The sequence below is a fragment of the Mycobacterium sp. genome, assembly GCF_019243155.1.
Classification (GTDB): domain Bacteria; phylum Actinomycetota; class Actinomycetes; order Mycobacteriales; family Mycobacteriaceae; genus Mycobacterium.
This window is the reverse complement of sequence record NZ_JAFAUS010000136.1, coordinates 1-18,777: the sequence shown is the minus strand read 5'-3', so window position 1 is coordinate 18,777 and position 18,777 is coordinate 1. Positions and strand designations below refer to the sequence as shown.

Below are 18,777 nucleotides of genomic sequence, written 5' to 3'. Positions count from 1 at the left end.
CAGGGCGCCGACCAGTGCGAGCTGAAACTCCCGTTGCTTGATCCCGTCGATCAGGTACCTGCCCAGCCCGCCGAGGCTGGCATAGGCCGCCACCGTCGCGGTGGCGACCACTTGCAGCGTCGCGTTACGCAGACCGCCCAGGATCAGCGGCAGCGCATTGGGCACCTCGACCCGCAGCAGCACCTGGGCCTCAGTCATGCCCATCGCGCGGGCGGCGTCGACGACCGTCGGTTCGACGTTGGCGACACCCGCGTAGGTACCGGCCAGCAGCGCGGGCACACCGAGCAGCATCAGGGCGACCAGCGGCGGTCCCATGCCCAGCCCGAACAACAGCGTCCCGAGCAGCAGCACGCCCAACGTCGGCAGCGCACGCAGGCCGTTGACCGCGCCGACCACCAGCAGGCTGCCGCGGCCGGTATGCCCAATGAGCAGGCCGAGGGGCACGGCGACCAACGCCGACGCGCCGACCGCGAGAACCGTGTACTCGAGATGCTCGAGGAGTCGCGCCGCCAGCCCGACCGGACCGGTCCAGTTGTCAGCGGTCAAGAAATACGCGATCGCCCGCTGCACGAAGTTCATCGCGCGCCACCCACCACCGGGGCCACTATCGACCGTCGACGGGCGGAGCGCCCGGCGCGTTCCCAGGGGGTGATCAGCCGGCCGCCGAACATGATCAGCACGTCGATGACGATCGCCACCACCAACAGCGCGACGATGCCCGCCACGATCTGATCGCTCTTGTCCGTCTGGTAACCCTGGGTGAACCAGGTGCCCAGGCCGCCGATGCCGATCACCGAGCCCACCGAGACCATCGCGATGTTGGTGACCACCACCACCCGCAAACCGGCGACCAGCACCGGAATCGACAGCGGCAGTTCAACTTTCAGAATTCTATTGATCGACGGATAACCGACGGCGGTGGCCGCGTCACGCACCTGGGCGGGCACCGCGTCCAGCGCCTCGAGCACCGCACGCACCAGCAGGGCGGTGGTGTAGGCCGCAAGCGCGACGATGACGTTGGCCTCGTCGAGAATCCGGGTGCCGATGATCGTCGGCAGCACCACGAACAACGCCAGCGACGGAATGGTGAACACTACCGCCGCGGTCGCCGTCGTCAGTCGCCGCGCGACCGGCGCGCGCTGCACCAGTGCGCCCAACGGCACCGCAACCGCCAGCCCGATCAACACCGGCACCAGCGCCAGCCGCAGATGGACGATCGTCAGGGCCCAGGCATCGTCGAGGTGGGTCAGCAGATAGCGCACGGCTAGTCGGCCCTCTTTTGGGCTTCCACCGCGGCCAGCACGTCGGCGGCCAGGACGCCGCCGATGACCTTGCCGCCGCCGTCGACGGCGACGCCCACCCCCGACGGCGACGACAGCGCCGCGTCCAGGGCCTGGCTCAGGTTGCCGTGCGGACGCAGCAGCGAGCCGATGCCGCTCATGCACTCGGACCACGCCGCGCCGCCGCGGTGTCGGGTCAGGCCATCGATGTCGATCCAGCCCATCGGCGCCCCCGACTCGTCGACCACGACGGCCCAGCTGTCGGAAATGGATTCCGGCACGCTTTCCGCCGGGATCCGCTCGATGTCGTGCAGTGTCAGCCCGGACGCTTCGATGAGCTGCAACCACCGGTAGCCGCGGCCCAGGCCGATGAATCTCGCCACGAAGTCGTTGGCCGGTCGCGCCAGCAGCCGCTCGGGCTCGTCGTACTGCTGTAGTGAGCCGCCCCGGAACACCGCCACCCGGTCGGCGAGCTTGAGCGCCTCGTCGATGTCGTGCGTGACGAAGACGATGGTTTTCTGCAATTCGCTTTGCAGGCGCAGTATTTCGTTCTGCAGGTCGTGGCGTACCACCGGGTCGACGGCGGAGAACGGCTCGTCCATCAGCAGGATGGGCGGGTCAGCGGCCAACGCGCGCGCGACGCCGACCCGCTGCTGTTCACCGCCGGAGAGTTGCGCGGGATAGCGGGCCGCGAACTTGGTGTCCAGTCCGACGCGCTCGAGCACCTCGTAGGCGGCCTTACGCGCGGTCCGGCGGCGCTGGCCTTTGAGCACCGGAACCGTTGCCACGTTGTCGATTACCCGCAGATGAGGCATCAGGCCGGCATTCTGGATGACGTAGCCCATTCCGAGTCGCAGCTTCACCGGGTCCAGGGTGGACACGTCGACACCGTCGACGGTGATGGTGCCCGAGGTCGGCTCGATCATCCGATTGATCATGCGCAGCGCCGTGGTTTTGCCACTGCCCGAGGACCCGACGAAGACGGTCAACTCACCGGTGGGGATCTCCATGCTGACCTCAGCCACGGCGGTGGTCCCGTCGGCGAAATCCTTGCTGACCCTGTCGAATACGATCATTGGATTATCGAGTGGTTGAAGCCGTTGTCGCGCACCCAGTTTCGCGCGGCGTCGCCGGGATCGACGCCCGAGTTGCCCGCCACGGCGGCGTTGAGTGCGGCGACGCCGGGCGTGGTCAGTTTCGCCGACACCGCGTCCAGCACGTCTTTGAGCCGATCGGACATCTTCTGCGAATTGAGCAGTGGCACAATGTTGCCCGCCACGAAGTTGTGCTCCGGGTCGTCGAGCACCGCCAGATGGTTCTGCGGTATGGCCGGTGACGTGCTGAAGACGTTGGCGGCGTTCACCCTTCCCTCGAGTAGGGCGCGCACCGTCACCGCCCCGCCGCCGTCGTTAATGGCGACGAAATTACCCGGCTTGATGTCGAGTCCATACTTCTGCCGCAGCCCGGGCAATCCCTCGGGACGGGTCGCGAAGTCCGAGGGCGCCCCGAATTTCACCTCCGCCGAATGGGCCGCCAACTCGCCGATTGTCCGCGTTTTCCAGGAATTGGCGGTAGCGCTGGTGACCGTGACGGTGTCGGTGTCGGCCGCAGGCGAGGGCGTCAAGATCGCCAAGTCACCGGGTAGCCGCTTGTCGAGTTCCATCTCGACGGCGTCGAGCATCGTCGCCGTCGACGCGGGAGCCAAGTAGAGCAGCAGATTTCCCACATACTCGGGCACCAGGTCGATGGAATGGTCTTTGAGCGCAGGGATATACGTCTCCCTGCTGCCGATTCCCATTCGGCGTCCGACATCGAATCCGTTGGCTTGCAGAGCTTGTGCGTATATCTCGGCGATGATCTGCGATTCCGGGAAGTCGCCGGACCCGACGACGATGGATTTCGGGCTGCGGATTTGGGCTCCCAGCGGATCGTCATTGCTGCAAGCCGCAATGACGCACATCGTCGTTAGCCATACTGCCGCTTGGACGATCGCGCCGTGCGGGCGCGCCGGCAGCCTCATACCGCCGACACTAACGTCAGAACCGTCCCAGCGCCGCCAGCGCGAGGCCGGATGGGCCGTTTGGTTTCATTCTGTGCCGGAAGGGACAAAGATGAACCTATGAGCAGCCAAACCCCTGCCTCACCCGGCAGCCAGCCGCCGCCCCCCAAGCCCGAACCGGCGCCCAAGGGCGGTAAGGCCCCCGTCGTCAAGGCCCCCAAGGAACCGGCGGTTGCATTCACCCGCGCCGGCGCGCTGTGGTCGTCCCTGATCGTGGGCTTCCTGATCCTTATTGTGTTGCTGATCTTCATCACCCAGAACACGGCGCAGGCGCCGTTCCAGTTCTTGGTCTGGCACTGGAGCCTGCCGCTCGGCGTGGCGATCTTGCTCGCGGCCGTCGTCGGCGGGCTGATCACGGTGGCCGCGGGCACCGCACGGATCGTGCAGCTGCGCCGCGCCGCCAAGAAGCACCACGCGGCCGCTCGCCAGCTCTAGCCGACTGTGCGTCCAGGGCGGGACTATCGCCCGATTCGCGCCGTCAGCGCACACTCAAAGCCCTGGTTACACGCTCAACCGGGCAGTTTGGCGAGCTCGCCCAATCCTCGCGAGATCAGCGGCGCCACCACCTCGGGCGCGTGCTCGGAGGCATCGTCTAAACCGTGAGCCTGGTCCGACATCCGCCGCCGGAAGTCGATGCCGGCGGCGATGATCGCGAGCTTGAAGTAGGCCAGTGCCATATAGAACTCCCAGTGCGCCAGCGGCAGACCGGCGACCAGCGAATATCGGTCGGCCAGCTCGTCGGCCGTCGGCAACAACGGCGACGTCCAGGCGGCCTGGGCATTGACGATCAGGTCCAGCGCGGGGTCGCGGTACACGCACATCAGCGCGGCGTCCGATAGCGGATCCCCCAGCGTCGAAAGCTCCCAGTCGACGACGGCGCGAACCACGGTCGGATCCTCGGAGTCCAGGATCGTGTTGTCGATCCGGTAATCGCCGTGCACGATCGACGTCCGGCTCTGCTGCGGAATGGCGTCGCGCAGACCGGCGTGCAGTCGCTCGACGTCGGCGTCGCGCCGGTCGTCGGGCAGCCGCACCAACTCCCACTGCGAGCCCCACCGCCGCACCTGGCGCTCCAGATAACCGCTGGGCTTACCGAAATCGGCCAGGCCCACCGCTTCTGGATCGACGCTGTGCAGATCGACCAGGACGCGGACCAACGAGTCGACACAGCTCCCGATGACGGTGTGGCTCAACGCTTCGAGTTGCGCACGCCGGCGCACGACCTGGCCGGCGACGAATTCGACGATCTGAAACGGGGCGCCCAGCACCGAATCGTCTTCGCACAAAGCGATCGCCCGGGCCACCGGAACCGGTGTGTCCTGCAGCGCGGCGACGACCCGGAATTCGCGGGCCATGTCGTGGGCGGACGGGGTCAGCCCGTGCATTGGCGGGCGCCGCACCAACCAGCTGGTCGTGTCGTCGTAGACGCGGAACGTCAGGTTCGACCGGCCACCGGATATGAACTTCCCGCGTAACTCGCCGTCGCGTTCGATGCCGAGCGATCGCAGATATCTGTCCAGCGAGGCCAGGTCGAGCCCTTCGAGTTGGTCAGCTGAAGTCACCGGACTTGTTTACCACCGCCGACCGCCTGCCGACCTCACCACCTTTGATTTCGGGGCAGCAAGTCCCACACATGCTCGACCGCGTTGACGCCGGCCACCGTCGCCTGACCCGTCCGTGAGTACAGCAGCCGGGTCACCGACGCGTAGTCGACCGGGAAGGACAGCAGCCGCGCTGTTCCCAGGATCTCGTGCAGCAGCAGGTTGATCACTCCCCCGTGGCTGAACACCGCGACCGTGTCCTCGGCGGCCGCGGTGGCGACCAAATCGTCGACCGCGGCGCGCACCCGCGCCCGAAAAGCGTCCTCGTCAACGGCGCTGGGCAGATGACCCTGCGCCAAACGCGCCCACTCCTCGGGCATTTCGGCGCGGATCTGCTCGACGGGGATGTACGCGGGCAGGTCGCGGTCGTATTCGGCGAAGCGGTCGTCGATTTCGACGCTCAGCGAGCGCGCCGCGGCGACCGGTTCGGCGGTCTGAACGGCGCGGCGCTGCGGGCTGCTGATGACGCGCGAGATGGGAAACCTGGCGAGCGCGTCGGGCAGTCGCTCCACCTGCGCCCGCCCCTCGTTCGATAGGTCCGGGTCGGAGCCTTCGCCAGGTTCGCTGCGCAGCGGTAGCGCATGCCGGACCAGCAGCACTTGCATGTTTCTTCCTGTCTTCGTGCGGTTACCCGCTCACACCGGGGGCCGACCTCGAGGAGGATAGATGACCGAGCCGAGTATGGATTGGGACGCCGCCTACCGACAAGACGGGCCACCGCCGTGGAGCATCGGCGGGCCCCAACCGGAGTTCGCGCGTCTCATCGACGAAGGCAAGGTCCGCAGCGACGTGCTGGATTCCGGCTGTGGCCATGCCGCGCTGTCACTGGCGCTGGCCGAGCGCGGCTACACCGTCGTCGGCCTCGACGCCAGCCCCACGGCGATCCAAGCGGCGGCCGTGGCGGCCGCCGAAAAGGGCCTGACGACAGCGACTTTCGCGCAAGCGGACGTCACCAACTTCGGCGGCTATGACGGCCGCTTCGCCACCATCCTGGACAGCGGACTGTTCCACGCACTGCCGCCCGTGGGACGCCAGGGCTACCTGGAGTCCATTTTTCGCGCCGCCGCGCCCAGGGCGACGCTCTACATCTTGGCCTTCGCCGAAGGGGCACTGGGCGATCCCGACGATCCGGACCGGCGCGGCCCGCGCGGCTTCACCGAAACCGAGTTGCGTGACGCCGTCTCGACGGTCTGGCGGGTCGACGACCTGCGGCCGGCCAAGGTCTACGGCAACGCCGGCGCTGCCGGTGAAGGCCCGTCGGCCGACGCGGAACACGACGACGAAGGGCACTTCATGGTGCCGGGCTTTCTGCTGAGTGCGCACAAACCCGACTGATCCAGGGGTGGCTTTTACCTCGGAGAATGCTATTCTCTGCGCAGAGAGTGGGGTGGGCGGACAATGGCGACTGCTGGTGAAACCCAACTGGACCAGGGCGTTCTTGGTCGATGGCTGGATGCGAACGACGCTCCAGGAAGCGGCGAAGAGCCGCTCCTGGAGCTGCTGAAGGGTGGTTCGCAGAACACGCTGTATCTGATCCAGCGAGGGCCCGAACGCATGGTGCTCCGGATGCCGGGGCCCCGCGCCGACGCCGCGCGTATCGACGGGCTGTTGCGCGAGATCCGGTTGGTGCGCGCGCTGTCGGGCACAGATGTGCCGCACGCCGAGCTGATCGCCGCCGACGACACCGGCGACCTGCTGGGCATGCCGTTCTACGTGATGCGGGCGATCGACGGCTGGAGTCCGATGGACGGCGGCTGGCAAGCGCCGTTCGACGACGACCTGCAGGCGCGGCGCGGGCTGGCGTTCCAGCTTGTCGAGGGTGCCGCCAAGCTGGGCCGGGTGGATTGGCGTGCCCAAGGACTCGACGGGTTCGGCCGCCCGGACGGATTCCACGAACGCCAGGTCGATCGCTGGCTGAACTTCCTGGACGCCTACAAGGTGCGCGAGCTTCCCGGCCTGGACGAGGCGTCCGACTGGCTGCGGCGCAACCGGCCCGCGCATTACCAGCCAGGCATCATGCACGGCGACTACCAGTTCGCCAATGTGATGTTCGCGCACGGCGGCCCGGCCCGGTTGGCCGCGATCGTGGACTGGGAGATGACCACCGTCGGCGATCCGCTGCTGGACCTGGCCTGGGCGCTGCTGGGCTATGACGGCGAAAACCCAAGCGAGGACGGCTTTTATCTGGACATGCGGGGCATGCCGACGCGCAGCGAGCTGCTGGAGCACTACGAGAAGATCAGCGGGCTGTCCACCGAGAACATCGACTACTACCTGGTGTTGGCCAACTGGAAACTCGGTATCGTGCTGGAGAAGACGTACGCCGCGGGTGTGCGCACCGGCAAAGTCGATCCCGCGATCAAAGACGCGTTCGGCGCGATGATCCCGAAGCTGATCGCCACGGCGGCCGAGCTGGCGCGGGCTACACCTTCCAGGGGGCGCTGAAATGGGTTACGCGGATACTCTTTTCGATCTGACCGACCGGGTCATCCTGATCACCGGCGGCAGCCGCGGGCTGGGACGCGAGATGGCGTTCGCCGCCGCACACTGCGGCGCCGACGTGGTGATCGCCAGCCGCAACATGGACAACTGCGTGTCCACCGCCAAGGAAATCGAGTCCGAGACGGGCCGTTCCGCCATGCCTTACCAAGTGCACGTCGGACGCTGGGACCAACTCGACGGTTTGGTCGATGCGACCTACGAGCGGTTCGGCAAGGTCGACACCCTGATCAACAACGCGGGCATGTCGCCGTTGTACGACAAGCTGAGCAACGTCACCGAGAAGCTGTTCGACGCGGTGGTGAACCTGAATCTCAAGGGGCCCTTCCGGTTATCGGCGTTGGTCGGTGAGCGGATGGTGGCCGCCGGTCGGGGATCCATCATCAACGTGAGTTCGACCGGGTCGCTGCGGCCGAACGGCGGCATCATCCCCTATGCCGCCGCCAAGGCCGGACTCAACGCCATGACCGAGGGACTCGCGCAGGCATTCGGGCCGACCGTGCGCGTCAACACGCTGATGGCCGGGCCGTACCTCACCGACGTCAGCAAGGCCTGGGATCTGGGCAACGGTAACAATTTCAGTCACCTTTCCCTCAAACGCGCAGGCGATCCACGCGAAATCGTCGGCGCCGCAATATTTCTGGCGTCGGACGCATCCAGCTTCACCACCGGCGCGATCCTGCGCGCCGACGGCGGGATCCCCTGAGATCCCCAATGAACGAGTAGGAGTATTCGAATGCCTTGGGACTTCTCCACAGAACCGGAGTTCGAGAAGAAGCTGGAGTGGATCCGCGAATTCGTGCGCGAGGAGGTCGAACCCCTCGAGGTGCTGTTCCCGGGTTGCGAGTTCCTGCCGCTGACCGAGGAGCGCCGGCGGATAGTCGACCCGCTGAAACAGCAGGTCCGTGACAACGGCTTGTGGGCACCACATCTCGGCCCGGAACTCGGTGGCCAGGGTTTCGGGGCGGTCAAGCTGACGTTGATCAACGAGATCCTGGGCCGCAGCCCGTGGGCGCCGATCGTCTTCGGCACGCAGGCCCCCGACACCGGCAATGCGGAGATCATCGCGCGCTTCGGAACCCAGGAGCAGAAGGACCGCTACCTCGCCGGACTGCTGTCCGGTGAGATCTTCTCCTGCTTCTCGATGACGGAACCACAGGGCGGCGCCGACCCGCGGGTCTTCACCACCCGCGCGGTCCGGGACGGTGACGACTGGGTCATCACGGGGCGAAAGTATTTCTCCTCCAACGCCGCCGTCGCGTCGTTCTTCATCGTCGTGGCCATCACCAATCCCGATGTGGCGGTGCACCACGGCGCGTCGACGTTCCTGATCCCGGCGGACACCCCCGGACTCAAGATCGAGGCGAACCACCATCTTGTCGGCGCCGACCCGCACGAACCGGGCCACTCGTTGGTGCACTACGACGACGTTCGGGTACCGGCATCCGCATTGCTCGGCGAGCCCGGCCAAGGCTTCCTGATCTTGCAGACCCGGCTGGCCGGCGGCCGACTGCACCATGCGATGCGCTCGATCGGAATGGCCCAGCGGGCCGTCGACATGATGGCCCGGCGCGCGAAAAGTCGCTTCACTCAGGGTACTTTGCTGGCCGATAAGCAGTTGGTGCAAGAGTTCATCGCCGACTCCTACACCGAGCTGACGCCGTTCCGGCTGACCGTGCTGCACGCCGCGTGGCTGATCGACAGCGGCGACGAACACGGCGCCCGCGCCGAGATCGCCACCTGCAAGATCCTGGCGTCGCAGGTGCTGAAATCCATTGCATTGCGGGCGATTCAGGTGCACGGTGCGATCGGGCTCACCGACCAGCTGCCGCTGGTCAACGTCCTGCTCGGCGGCATCGCGCTCGGTCTGGCCGACGGCCCGACCGAGGCGCACAAGGTCAACCTGGCCCGGATGCTGCTCAAGAACGTCGAGGCCGAGAGCTCAGAGTGGCCCAGCGAGATGCTGGACATCCGGCGTGCGGCGGCACGCGCCAAATACGGTGAGCTCGTTGACCACTAGCCGTGTCACGGCGGCCGTCGAGCGTGCGCTCGACGACCGTCAGCGCGAAGCCACCGAAGAAGTGGAGCGCATCTTGGCCGCGGCGGTGCGGGTGATGGAACGGGTCGCCCCCGAGCCGCCGCGGGTCAGCGACATCGTCACAGAGGCGGGTTCGTCGAACAAAGCCTTCTACCGATATTTCGCCGGCAAGGACGATCTCATCCTGGCTGTGATGGAACGCGGGATCGCCATCGTCGTGTCCTACCTCGAGCATCAGATGGCCAAGGAATCCCTCCCGCAGGACAAGATCGCCCGCTGGATCGAGGGCACCCTCGCCCAGGTCGCCGAGCCCGACCTGATCAGGAAGAGCCGCGCGGCCGCGGGGCAGATGTCGGCGGGCACCAACTGGCGTACCGTCGATCAGGAAATGATGTGGCCGCTGCGGGATCTGCTGACCGAACCGGTTGCCGCACTGGGTAGTAGCGACGTGGAACGCGATGTCGAGGCGGTGTTCTGCTGCACCGCAGCAACGCTGCGCCGCTACATGGGTTCGGCGGAACGGCCGGGGCCCGACGACATCGCACACGTGGTTCGGTTCTGTCTGAACGGGTTGGGGGTCCATTGATGCGCGCCGCTGTCTGCCACTCCTACGGCCCGCCAGAAGATCTGGTCATCGAGGACGTCGACGATCCGGTGCCGGCGCCCGGGCAGATGTTGGTGCGCGTGCATGCCGCGGCGGTCAACTTCCCCGATGTGTTGTTCATCGCGGGCAAGTACCAGGTAAAGATTCCGCCTCCGTTCATCCCCGGCAACGAGGTCGCGGGTGAGGTCATCGCGGCCGGCGAGGGCGCACCGTTTGGTCCGGGTCAGCGAGTGGCCGGAACGACGTTCGGCGCATTCGCCGAGCAGGCACTGCTGGACAGGAGCCAGGCGATGCCCATCCCCGACGATGCGGATTTCGCGTCGGCCGCGGCATTCGGCGTCACCTACCGCACCGCGTACTACGCGCTGCGCTCGACTGCCGCTGTCGCAGAAGGTGATTGGGTTGTGGTGTTGGGTGCCGCAGGTGGTGTGGGGCTGGCCGCCGTCGATCTGGCGGTCGCGATGAAGGCCCGCGTGCTGGCCGCGGCGTCGAGCCCGGAAAAGCTTGACCTGTGCCGGCAGCGCGGGGCCGAGGCCATCGTCGACTACGACCGCGAGGACTTGAAGACGCGGATCCGCGAACTGACCGGTGACAGCGCACGCGTGGTCCTGGACCCGGTCGGCGGGCAATACGCGGAGCCCGCGCTGCGGGGCCTTGCGCGCGGCGGCACGTTTGTCACGTTGGGCTATGCGGCGGGCACGATCCCCAAGATTCCGCTGAATCTCGTGATGCTGAAAGACCTCCGCGTGCGTGGCATGGAGATCCGTACCTTCGCGAGTGACTATCCCGACGAGGCCGTGCGCGACGATGAAGAATTGGCGCGGTTGTTCGCCGAGGGCACGGTCCGGCCGTACATCGGCGCGCGCTTCCCCCTGACCGAAACACCGGCGGCGTTGCGGTATGTGGCCGATCGCAAGGTGTTGGGCAAGGTGGTGATCGACGTCGACTGAACCCGGCTACGGCGTCACGATGTTGAAGTTCGGGTCCGGTTCGTCGAGCACGCTCAGGAACGCCTGTAGGGCCGCTTCGTCGCCGGATATCTGAAGCCCGGGCGAGGTGGCGTCCCCCATCGCGACGGCCAGCAGCCGTATCTTGTTGTCCAGAGCCACTGTGACGCTTGCCGTTTCGGCGTCGGCGACCGCTTTGCGATAGACGAGCACGCCGTTGCGCAGGGTGAGCCGATAATTGGTGGACACGTCGGCGAACGTGATGTCGATGACCATGTCGAGATCCCAGCTGCGCGGTCCGTCGACCCGTAGGGCGAAGCTGTCGAAGATCTGCTCCGGCGTCAGCTGATTGAGCATCGACATCGAGGCGGTGGACACCGCGGTCCCGAAGTTGCCGTCACGCAATTCCGTTGCGCCGCTCATGAAGAAGTTGCGCCATGTCGCGTTCTCTGCGCCGTAGGCAAGCTGCTCCAGCGTATCGGCGTACAGTCCGCGGGCACCGGCATGCTGGCTGTCGGTGAACACCGCGTGATCCAACAACGTTGCCGCCCAACGGTAGTCACCGTCGTCGAATGCCGACCTGGCCAGGTCGACGACGCGCTCGATCCCGCCCATCGCCTCAACGTAGCGCGGCGCTAGGGTCTCCGGCGGGTGCGGCCACAGCCGCCCCGGATTCCCGTCGAACCACCCCATGTAGCGCTGATAGACCGCCTTCACGTTGTGGCTGACCGACCCGTAGTAACCGTGCGTGTGCCAGGCCTGGTCCAGAGCCGGTGGCAGCTGGAACATTTCGGCGATCTCAACGCCGGTGTAGCCCCGGTTGAGCAGCCGCAGTGTCTGATCGTGCAAGTACGCGTACATGTCGCGTTGCAACGACAAGAACTCGACGATGTTCTCCCGGCCCCATGTCGGCCAGTGATGCGAAGCGAACACGACGTCGGCGCGGTCAGCAAAGGTGTCGATAGCCTCGGTGAGGTAACCCGACCAGGCGTGCGGGTCGCGCACCAACGCGCCGCGCAGGGTCAACAAGTTGTGCAGATTATGGGTGGCGTTCTCGGCCATGCACAGCGCCCGGAAACCCGGAAAATAGAAATGCATTTCGGCGGGCGCTTCGGTACCCGGCGCCATTTGGAATTCGATCTCCACACCGTCGATAACGTGCTTCTCGCCGGTCTCTTGGATATCGATTGTGGGGACGATGACGGCGATTTCGCCGGTGGACGCTGCCTGGCCGAGCCCGCAACCCACCTGGTCCTGCGGTCCGCGCGCCAGCAGGCTGCCGTACATGTAGGTGGCCCGGCGCGCCATTGCCGGGCCGGCGTAGACGTTTTCGGCAACCGCGTGCTCCACGAAGCCTTCCGGCGCCAGCACCGCCACGGTGCCGGCGTCCACGTCCGCCTGCGTGGTGACACCCAGGACGCCGCCGAAATGGTCGACGTGGCTGTGGGTGTAGATCACCGCGACCACGGATCGTTCGCCGCGGCGCGACCGGTACAACTCCAGTGCCGCCGCGGCGACTTCGGTGGACACCAAGGGATCGATGACGATGATGCCGGTGTCGGTCTCGACGAACGTGATGTTGGACAAGTCCAGACCCCGGACCTGATAGATGCCCGGGACCACTTCGTAGAGGCCTTGTTTGGCGGCCAGTGTCGACTGCCGCCACAGGCTGGGATGCACCGATGTCGGCGCGGGACCGCTGAGGAAGGCGTAGGAGTCGTTGTCCCACACCACGCGTCCGTCGGCTGCTTTGATGACGCACGGGGACAGCGCGGTGATGAACCCGCGGTCGGCGTCGTCGAAATCTCTTGTGTCATGAATTGGCAGAACATGTCCGCGATGAGCCGACTCGATTACCGCAGAGGGGGGCTGGTGATTCATCGTCAACACATTGCCACCAATGCACCATTCCTCAGAGCCGTTCCAAAGGCCTTCTCCTGACAAACCAGTGAACACAGAAACAATTTCTTGATCTCTGGATCTTCGGTCCAGTTAACCCGCATACTGCCCAGACGGCCCTCAATGCCGAGGGCCGCAACTTTCGGGTAAGGAGAACAGGTGAAGCGTGGACTGACGGTCGCAGTGGCCGGAGCGGCAATCTTGGCCGCGGGTATTTCCGGCTGTTCGAGCAACAAGTCGACTTCGGGTAGCTCTGGTTCCAGCTCGGGTACGAGCGCGTCGGCAGGGGCCGGCGGAGCCTCCGGCACGAAGGTCTCCATCGACGGCAAGGACCAAAACGTTCAGGGCACCACTGTTTGCACAACCGCGGGCGGCACCGTCAACATCGCTATCGGTGGCGCAGCGACGGGCATCGCCGCCGTGCTTACCGACGCCAACCCCCCACAGGTGAAATCTGTTGGGCTGGGCAACGTTAACGGCGTGACGCTCGGATACACCTCGGGCACCGGTCAGGGCAATGCCACCGCCAGCAAGGACGGCAACAACTACAAGATCAGCGGTAATGCCACAGGGGTTGACATGGCCAACCCGATGCAGCCGGTGAACAAGCCGTTCGAAATAAGCGTGACCTGCACTGGCTAGTCAGGTGACGCTGCGGGCGGTTGCTGCCCATTGGGTGGCAACCGCACCGTGAACTCGGTGTAGCCGGGTGAGCTATCCACGGTGATCATTCCGTTGTGCGCCTTAACGACAGCGGAAACGATAGCCAGCCCCAGGCCGGTGCTGCCACCCTTGCGTGACCGGGAGGAATCGCCGCGCGCGAACCGCTCGAAAACTTCGGACTGCAGCGCTTGTGGAATTCCCGGGCCGTTGTCGATGACCTGCAACACGGTGTCCGACGACTCGGTGTTCAGTCGCGTGGTCACGACGGTCCCGGCGCCGGTATGGACGCGGGCGTTTGCGAGCAGGTTGGTGAGCACCTGGTGCAGTCGTGCCGCATCGCCGGTGACGAACACCGGCTCTTCGGGTAGGTCGAGCTCCCACTGATGATCCGGTCCGGCGACGTGGGCGTCGTTGACCGCGTCCACCGCCAGCCGCGACAGGTCGACCGGTTCGCGTTCCAGGGGTCGGCCGGAGTCCAACCGCGCCAACAGCAAAAGGTCCTCGACGAGGCGCGTCATCCGTTCCGTCTCGGAGGCGACCCGGCTCATCGCCTGCGCGACCGCCTCGCGGTCGTCCCCCATCCGCTGGGTCAATTCGGTATAGCCACGGATCGCCGCCAGGGGCGTGCGCAGTTCGTGACTGGCGTCGGCGACGAACTGACGAACCCGGGTTTCGCTGGCCTGCCGCGCCGACAACGCGGCCGCGATGTGGTCGAGCATCTGATTGAGCGCCGACCCGAGTTGCCCGACCTCCGTGTAGGGGTTGGCATCGGCTTCCCGGACCCGGACCGGAAGCTCGACCTCGCCGCGCGCCAACGGCAAACCCGCTACCTTGCTTGCCGTTTGGGCAACGCGCCGTAACGGAGCCAGCGCCCGCTTGATGATGATGAGGCCCGCGGTGGTCGCGGCGACGAGCGCGATCACGGTGACGATCCCGGAGATGATCAGCATCCGGATCAGGGTGGCGTCGATGTTGGACATCGCCAGGCCGGTGACGATGACGTCGCTCCCGTTCCGGCTCGGGGCGGCGACGACGCGATATCGGCCAAGGCCGTCGAGGTCCAGCGTCACCGGCGCGCGGCTGTCCGCGATCTGCTGGAGTTGATCCTGCGCGGTCTGGCTCAACGCGGAGCGGGTACCGCTGCTTGTCAGATAGCCGGCATCAACGGTTCTGCCGTGATTGACCACTGCGGCAACCATGCCGGCGGGTTGACCGGGAGCATCTAGAAACCGCGGGCCCGGTCCGGGCCTTGGGTAGAAATGCGACTCGTGCCGCCAGCCCGGACGGGCGGGCTCGGGATACATCAGCGCCGACCGGTAGGAGGTCCCGGCGAGCTGCCCGTCGAGTTGCTTCACCAGGTGGTGGAGCAACGCCAGTTCGGTGACGGCGGTGATGCCCACGCATACGAACGCCAGAACGACGATCTGCCCGACGAGCAACCGAAGCCGCAGCGACCAGACCCGTCGCGGGTCAGCGAGCCGGCTTGAGGACATAACCTGCGCCGCGCAGCGTATGGATCATAGGGTCGCGACCGTTGTCGATCTTCTTGCGCAGGTAGGAAATGTAGAGCTCCACGATGTTGGACCGGCCGCCGAAGTCATAACTCCACACGCGGTCCAGGATTTGGGCTTTGCTCAACACCCGCTTGGAGTTGCGCATCATGAACCGCAGCAGCTCGAACTCGGTGGAGGTCAACGAGATCGTCTCGCCCGCGCGGGTGACCTCGTGGCTGTCCTCGTCCAGGACCAGATCGCCGACCACCAGCTGCGCGCCGCTGTCCACGGTCGTAACCCCGGTGCGCCGCAACAACGCCCGCAGGCGCAGCACCACCTCTTCGATGCTGAAAGGTTTGGTGACGTAGTCGTCGCCGCCCGCCGTCAACCCCGCGATGCGGTCTTCCACCGCGTCCTTTGCCGTCAGCAGCAGCACCGGCAGTTGCGGGTTCTCTTCGCGCAGTTTGTGTAAGACGTCGAGCCCGCTCATATCGGGCAGCATCACGTCGAGGACGACGACGTCGGGGCGTTGAGCGCGCGCAGCCGCGATCGCTGCTGCGCCGTCGCCGGCGGTGGCGATAGTCCAGCCTTCATACCGCAGTGCCATCGACACCATTTCCGCGAGGACTGATTCGTCGTCCACTACCAATACGTTGATCGGGTTGCCATCCGCACGACACATGACAACCCGCTCTACCGAGGCTCTGGGCTGCGTCACAAGCTCTAGTATCCGCCGCGGGATGAGCGGGCGCTATGCCCTTCCTTTGCGTGTCCTGTGAAACGGGACCGCGCGCCTGCTAAATGCAGTCGCGCGATCCCGTATTTCTGGAATGGTTAATACCAATAACGGCGCCCGGCGACTGGGCGGCCGATAGAACCCATGATCCATAACACGGCTCCGATCACGAGAACTACGACGCCAATTTCCCACAACAGCGGGACACTGAACACAAATCCGAGAATAAGCAGGACCACGCCCAAGACGATCATGACGACTCCTTTAGGTGAAGGTTACTAGCCCACCAGCGCTATGCCGCTGGGCATTGAACTGGGTTGCGGTACATGGCAATCCTTGACTTTGGGGTTCACACCCCCGTAATTCAACGGGCCGGCCACAACGGTCAACGCAATGTTTCCCGCCGTGACACAACTCGTTGAGTCACCCTTAAAGTAGTCGCGTTGCCATGCCGCGAAGACTCCGATGAGCAGCCATACCAAGACAACCGTTCCGATGATTCCGCTGCCACGCATGGTGACCTCCAATGTGTTCGAGAAAGGAATTCTCGTGGACGAGAAGTTACCCATTCAACGTATGTCTAAACATTGCTGCGGCGTATTCAAGCGCCGCCCCGAGCCCCGTCAGGCTAGGCCTGATCGGCGAGCCACGCCGCGCCGCGCCGCCTCGAGGCTCGGGACAGCCACGCGTCCTGAACCAGCTCGGTAATCTCCGTTCTGCTGATTTCGGCCAACCGGCCGGCGCGCACCAGCACCGAAGGATGCCCGTCGAAATGGTCGGTGGTGAAGAACGGCGAGGCGAGGTCCTGAATCAGCGCAAGTTTGTCGCTTTGCGACTCGACCCAAAGCATGATGACGTCGCTGTATCGCTCGCCGGTGTCAGGATCCGCCGCGTCGGGCTGCGGTGTGCGGAAGAAGACGAACGACTTCCCGCCCACCTGATAGATGGCGTTGCCCTTGGGTCCTTCCAAGCGCTGAACATGCGGCATCGATGAGGCGACCTCGTGCACGTCGCTCACCCGGGCGGGTCGATCGGCCACAACGGCGAGGGTACCGACTCACGTCGTCAGCTGAGCCCGGAGAGCCCTTTGCAGTAGCGGTTGGGTCGGTGCCTTCGTCGCTGAGCGCCGATTGCACGACGTAGCCGATCACTCACCGGTCCAGAGCCTTCATGATCAAGCTGGTAAGTCGTTGCCGCTCAACGCCATTGAGTCGATCGGTCAGTGGCGCCATGAGTTCACCGATTTGACCGATGACCCGCTTTTCCAGGCGTCTCGCATCCGCGGTGAGGCTGACCCGCACCGAGCGGCCGTCCGCGGCGCTTCGCGCGATGCGCCTGCAGATCGTCGGAAGCGGCCAGGGGTCGGTCCCAACGCGCGGCTTCCTGTCCGAGATGCCCGACCTCATTCGCGAAATCAACAGCGGCACATTCGATATCGATGCCCGGGCCGTCCCACTCACCGATGTCGAAGCGGCGTGGAACGACACGTCCGCCGATCAGCGGATAGTTATCGCGCCATAGACCGGTCAGCCCGCCCGGCGCTGCGCGGACACGTAAAGGGTGGGTGGCATCGAGTCCTCCGAGCCTTGCGGGATGCTGCGGTCGTAGCGCGCCATCAACTCCGCAAACGATGCCGTGGCAACGTCCCAACCGTGCTCACGCAGCCAGCCGTCGACGGCGGTGCGCTCCTCGGGATACCAGAGGTCGTCGAAGTTCGTTACCTCCATATCGATTAACTTCGCGGCCGCCGCCCGCAACCGCTGCATGTCTTCGCGTTGACGCCGCACTCGGTTGGGGTCGGTGAAACCCGAGTCCGGCACATTCGAAGCCAGCCAACTGCCCTCGGCGCTCAGGGAATTGATCCGCTCGAACAACAGGTCCTGGGCCTGCGCGGGAAGGTAGCGCACCAGACCTTCCGCCGACCAGACTGCGGGCCGAGACGCGTCAAACCCCGCCTCCTGCAGGGCTTTCGGCCAATCGTGACGCAGATCGATCGGCACGTTGACGAGTTGCGCCGTGGGTTGCGCGCCGTGTTCGCGCAGGGTCTTGGATTTGAAGTCGAGCACCTTGGGCTGATCGAGCTCGTAGACGACCGTGCCGTCGGGCCACGGTAGCCGCCACGTGCGCGCGTCCAGGCCCGCCGCCAGGATTACCACCTGGCGGACACCTGCGTCCGCGGCCCCGAGAAAGAACTCGTCGAAGAACGCCGTCCGGGTGGCCATGAAGTCGATCATCAGCTGTATCCGCGCGCGCAGATCGGGTTCAATGGCGCCCGCTTTGGCAAGCAGCGCCGGATCGGCGTAGATGCTCCACATCCCCTCGCCCGCGGCGTCGACGAACACGCGGGCGAACGGATCATTGATAAGCGGATTCTCGCTCTCGGTCTCCGCGGCGCGGGCTGCGGCGACACCGAGTGCGGTGGCCCCCACGCTTTGAGTGATCTCCCAGGAGTCGTTGTCGGTCCGCGGCATCGCCATTTCCTTCCCCAGAAAGTAAGTTATGCACACTATTCTTCCAGCCGCCGCCGCCCGCGGCCGCCCGTCGCCCCTGTCCTAGTCTTTTTCCCAGACGGTCCACAGGTTGCAAGGGAGGGCAAGGATGCCTCAACTACCCCAGCCGTCGCGCACGCCGCAGGAAGTCTTCGCCCACCACGGCATGATTCGGGCGCAGACTCTCCGATACACCCCCACCCCAAAGGCTGAAAGTGGACCCTGAAAAGTACGTGGACCTCGAAGCCGTAGCCGACTGGATGTCTAGGCAGGGCCTTGGCGAAGGTCCGCTAGAGGATGTTTCCGGCGTCACCGGCGGAACGCAGAACGTCATGCTGCGGTTCACCAGGGCCGGGCGGCCATACGTCCTGCGGCGTGGACCGCGGCACCTGCGTCCGCGCAGCAACAGCGTGATCCTGCGCGAAACGAAAGTGCTTGCCGCACTGGCGGGCTCGGATGTTCCGCACCC

The 18,777-nt window shown here is 65.6% G+C and carries 22 protein-coding genes and 1 pseudogene; 10 read left to right on the top strand and 13 right to left on the bottom strand.

Annotated elements, in window-relative coordinates; translation table 11 throughout:
- From JOZ00_RS06785 to JOZ00_RS06770, 4 genes are all read right to left on the bottom strand, one after another.
- Positions 1-579, bottom strand: a 579-nt coding sequence (locus JOZ00_RS06785; RefSeq protein ID WP_293341522.1) for an ABC transporter permease, incomplete at its 3' end; no start/stop codon positions are given.
- Positions 576-1,262 carry an ABC transporter permease gene (locus JOZ00_RS06780; RefSeq protein WP_293341519.1) on the bottom strand — a complete coding sequence of 229 codons (687 nt, stop codon included), beginning with the start codon at positions 1,260-1,262 and terminating at the stop codon, positions 576-578. The genes JOZ00_RS06785 and JOZ00_RS06780, both read right to left, overlap by 4 nt.
- 2 nt (positions 1,263-1,264) lie before the next feature.
- Positions 1,265-2,356, bottom strand: coding sequence for an ABC transporter ATP-binding protein (locus tag JOZ00_RS06775; protein WP_293341516.1), 1,092 nt, complete (start codon positions 2,354-2,356; stop codon positions 1,265-1,267).
- Complete coding sequence (locus JOZ00_RS06770; protein ID WP_293341513.1) at positions 2,353-3,300, bottom strand: ABC transporter substrate-binding protein; 948 nt, start codon at positions 3,298-3,300, stop codon at positions 2,353-2,355. The genes JOZ00_RS06775 and JOZ00_RS06770 overlap by 4 nt, the downstream gene beginning before the upstream one ends.
- Before the next feature lie 99 nt (positions 3,301-3,399).
- Here JOZ00_RS06770 and JOZ00_RS06765 point away from each other — a divergent pair, with 99 nt between their 5' ends.
- Complete coding sequence (locus JOZ00_RS06765) at positions 3,400-3,774, top strand: lipopolysaccharide assembly protein LapA domain-containing protein (RefSeq protein ID WP_293341511.1); 375 nt, start codon at positions 3,400-3,402, stop codon at positions 3,772-3,774.
- A gap of 74 nt (positions 3,775-3,848) precedes the next feature.
- Here JOZ00_RS06765 and JOZ00_RS06760 read toward each other — a convergent pair whose 3' ends face one another.
- Together JOZ00_RS06760 and JOZ00_RS06755 are read right to left on the bottom strand one after the other, a co-directional pair.
- Positions 3,849-4,901, bottom strand: a complete 1,053-nt coding sequence (locus JOZ00_RS06760) for a phosphotransferase family protein (protein ID WP_293341509.1) — start codon at positions 4,899-4,901, stop codon at positions 3,849-3,851.
- Between the two features lie 35 nt (positions 4,902-4,936).
- Entirely contained in the window at positions 4,937-5,545 is a 609-nt protein-coding gene (locus JOZ00_RS06755) for a histidine phosphatase family protein (protein WP_293341507.1), read from the bottom strand.
- 61 nt (positions 5,546-5,606) lie between these two features.
- Between JOZ00_RS06755 and JOZ00_RS06750 the strand changes: the two genes are divergently transcribed.
- The 6 genes from JOZ00_RS06750 to JOZ00_RS06725 all read left to right on the top strand — a co-directional run bounded on the left by JOZ00_RS06750 (position 5,607) and on the right by JOZ00_RS06725 (position 11,031).
- Positions 5,607-6,275, top strand: a complete 669-nt coding sequence (locus JOZ00_RS06750; protein ID WP_293341504.1) for a class I SAM-dependent methyltransferase — start codon at positions 5,607-5,609, stop codon at positions 6,273-6,275.
- Between the two features lie 63 nt (positions 6,276-6,338).
- Positions 6,339-7,385, top strand: a complete 1,047-nt coding sequence (locus JOZ00_RS06745; protein ID WP_293341501.1) for a phosphotransferase family protein — start codon at positions 6,339-6,341, stop codon at positions 7,383-7,385.
- A 1-nt stretch (position 7,386) separates the two neighbouring features.
- On the top strand, positions 7,387-8,145 hold the full coding sequence (locus tag JOZ00_RS06740; protein WP_293341498.1) for an SDR family oxidoreductase: 759 nt from the start codon (positions 7,387-7,389) through the stop codon (positions 8,143-8,145).
- 30 nt (positions 8,146-8,175) lie between these two features.
- On the top strand, positions 8,176-9,459 hold the full coding sequence (locus JOZ00_RS06735; protein ID WP_293341495.1) for an acyl-CoA dehydrogenase family protein: 1,284 nt from the start codon (positions 8,176-8,178) through the stop codon (positions 9,457-9,459).
- Positions 9,440-10,063 (top strand): TetR/AcrR family transcriptional regulator, encoded by a 624-nt coding sequence (locus tag JOZ00_RS06730; protein WP_293341492.1) that lies wholly within the window; start codon positions 9,440-9,442, stop codon positions 10,061-10,063. The genes JOZ00_RS06735 and JOZ00_RS06730 overlap by 20 nt, the downstream gene beginning before the upstream one ends.
- Positions 10,063-11,031, top strand: coding sequence for an NADPH:quinone oxidoreductase family protein (locus JOZ00_RS06725; RefSeq protein WP_293341489.1), 969 nt, complete (start codon positions 10,063-10,065; stop codon positions 11,029-11,031). Before JOZ00_RS06730 ends, JOZ00_RS06725 begins: the two co-directional genes overlap by 1 nt.
- A gap of 6 nt (positions 11,032-11,037) precedes the next feature.
- Here the strand turns inward: JOZ00_RS06725 and JOZ00_RS06720 are convergent, their stop codons facing one another.
- The gene (locus JOZ00_RS06720) at positions 11,038-12,915 is read right to left on the bottom strand and encodes an alkyl sulfatase dimerization domain-containing protein (RefSeq protein WP_293341527.1); all 1,878 of its coding nucleotides are present in this window, start codon (positions 12,913-12,915) and stop codon (positions 11,038-11,040) included.
- A 171-nt stretch (positions 12,916-13,086) separates the two neighbouring features.
- On the opposite strand from JOZ00_RS06720, the gene JOZ00_RS06715 reads away from it, so the two are divergent.
- Complete coding sequence (locus JOZ00_RS06715; RefSeq protein WP_293341486.1) at positions 13,087-13,569, top strand: lipoprotein LpqH; 483 nt, start codon at positions 13,087-13,089, stop codon at positions 13,567-13,569.
- On the opposite strand, the gene JOZ00_RS06710 is transcribed toward JOZ00_RS06715, so the two are convergent.
- From JOZ00_RS06710 to JOZ00_RS06690, 5 genes are all read right to left on the bottom strand, one after another.
- On the bottom strand, positions 13,566-15,083 hold the full coding sequence (locus tag JOZ00_RS06710) for a HAMP domain-containing sensor histidine kinase (RefSeq protein WP_293341483.1): 1,518 nt from the start codon (positions 15,081-15,083) through the stop codon (positions 13,566-13,568). The two genes, JOZ00_RS06715 and JOZ00_RS06710, sit on opposite strands and share 4 nt — an antisense overlap.
- A complete protein-coding gene (locus JOZ00_RS06705; RefSeq protein WP_293341480.1) occupies positions 15,061-15,765 on the bottom strand; it encodes a response regulator transcription factor in 705 nt (234 codons plus the stop codon). Before JOZ00_RS06705 ends, JOZ00_RS06710 begins: the two co-directional genes overlap by 23 nt.
- 152 nt (positions 15,766-15,917) lie before the next feature.
- Entirely contained in the window at positions 15,918-16,073 is a 156-nt protein-coding gene (locus JOZ00_RS06700; protein WP_090419013.1) for a DUF6131 family protein, read from the bottom strand.
- A gap of 24 nt (positions 16,074-16,097) precedes the next feature.
- Positions 16,098-16,346, bottom strand: a complete 249-nt coding sequence (locus JOZ00_RS06695; protein WP_293341525.1) for a hypothetical protein — start codon at positions 16,344-16,346, stop codon at positions 16,098-16,100.
- A gap of 101 nt (positions 16,347-16,447) precedes the next feature.
- Positions 16,448-16,858 carry a hypothetical protein gene (locus JOZ00_RS06690; RefSeq protein ID WP_293341473.1) on the bottom strand — a complete coding sequence of 137 codons (411 nt, stop codon included), beginning with the start codon at positions 16,856-16,858 and terminating at the stop codon, positions 16,448-16,450.
- Between the two features lie 212 nt (positions 16,859-17,070).
- Here JOZ00_RS06690 and JOZ00_RS06685 point away from each other — a divergent pair, with 212 nt between their 5' ends.
- Entirely contained in the window at positions 17,071-17,340 is a 270-nt protein-coding gene (locus JOZ00_RS06685; RefSeq protein ID WP_293341470.1) for a hypothetical protein, read from the top strand.
- 5 nt (positions 17,341-17,345) lie between these two features.
- On the opposite strand, the gene JOZ00_RS06680 is transcribed toward JOZ00_RS06685, so the two are convergent.
- Positions 17,346-18,290: a class I SAM-dependent methyltransferase gene (locus tag JOZ00_RS06680; protein WP_293341467.1), complete on the bottom strand. Its 945-nt coding sequence runs from the start codon at positions 18,288-18,290 to the stop codon at positions 17,346-17,348.
- A gap of 278 nt (positions 18,291-18,568) precedes the next feature.
- Between JOZ00_RS06680 and JOZ00_RS06675 the strand changes: the two are divergent.
- Positions 18,569-18,777: pseudogene (locus JOZ00_RS06675) on the top strand (phosphotransferase family protein); the annotation flags it as partial.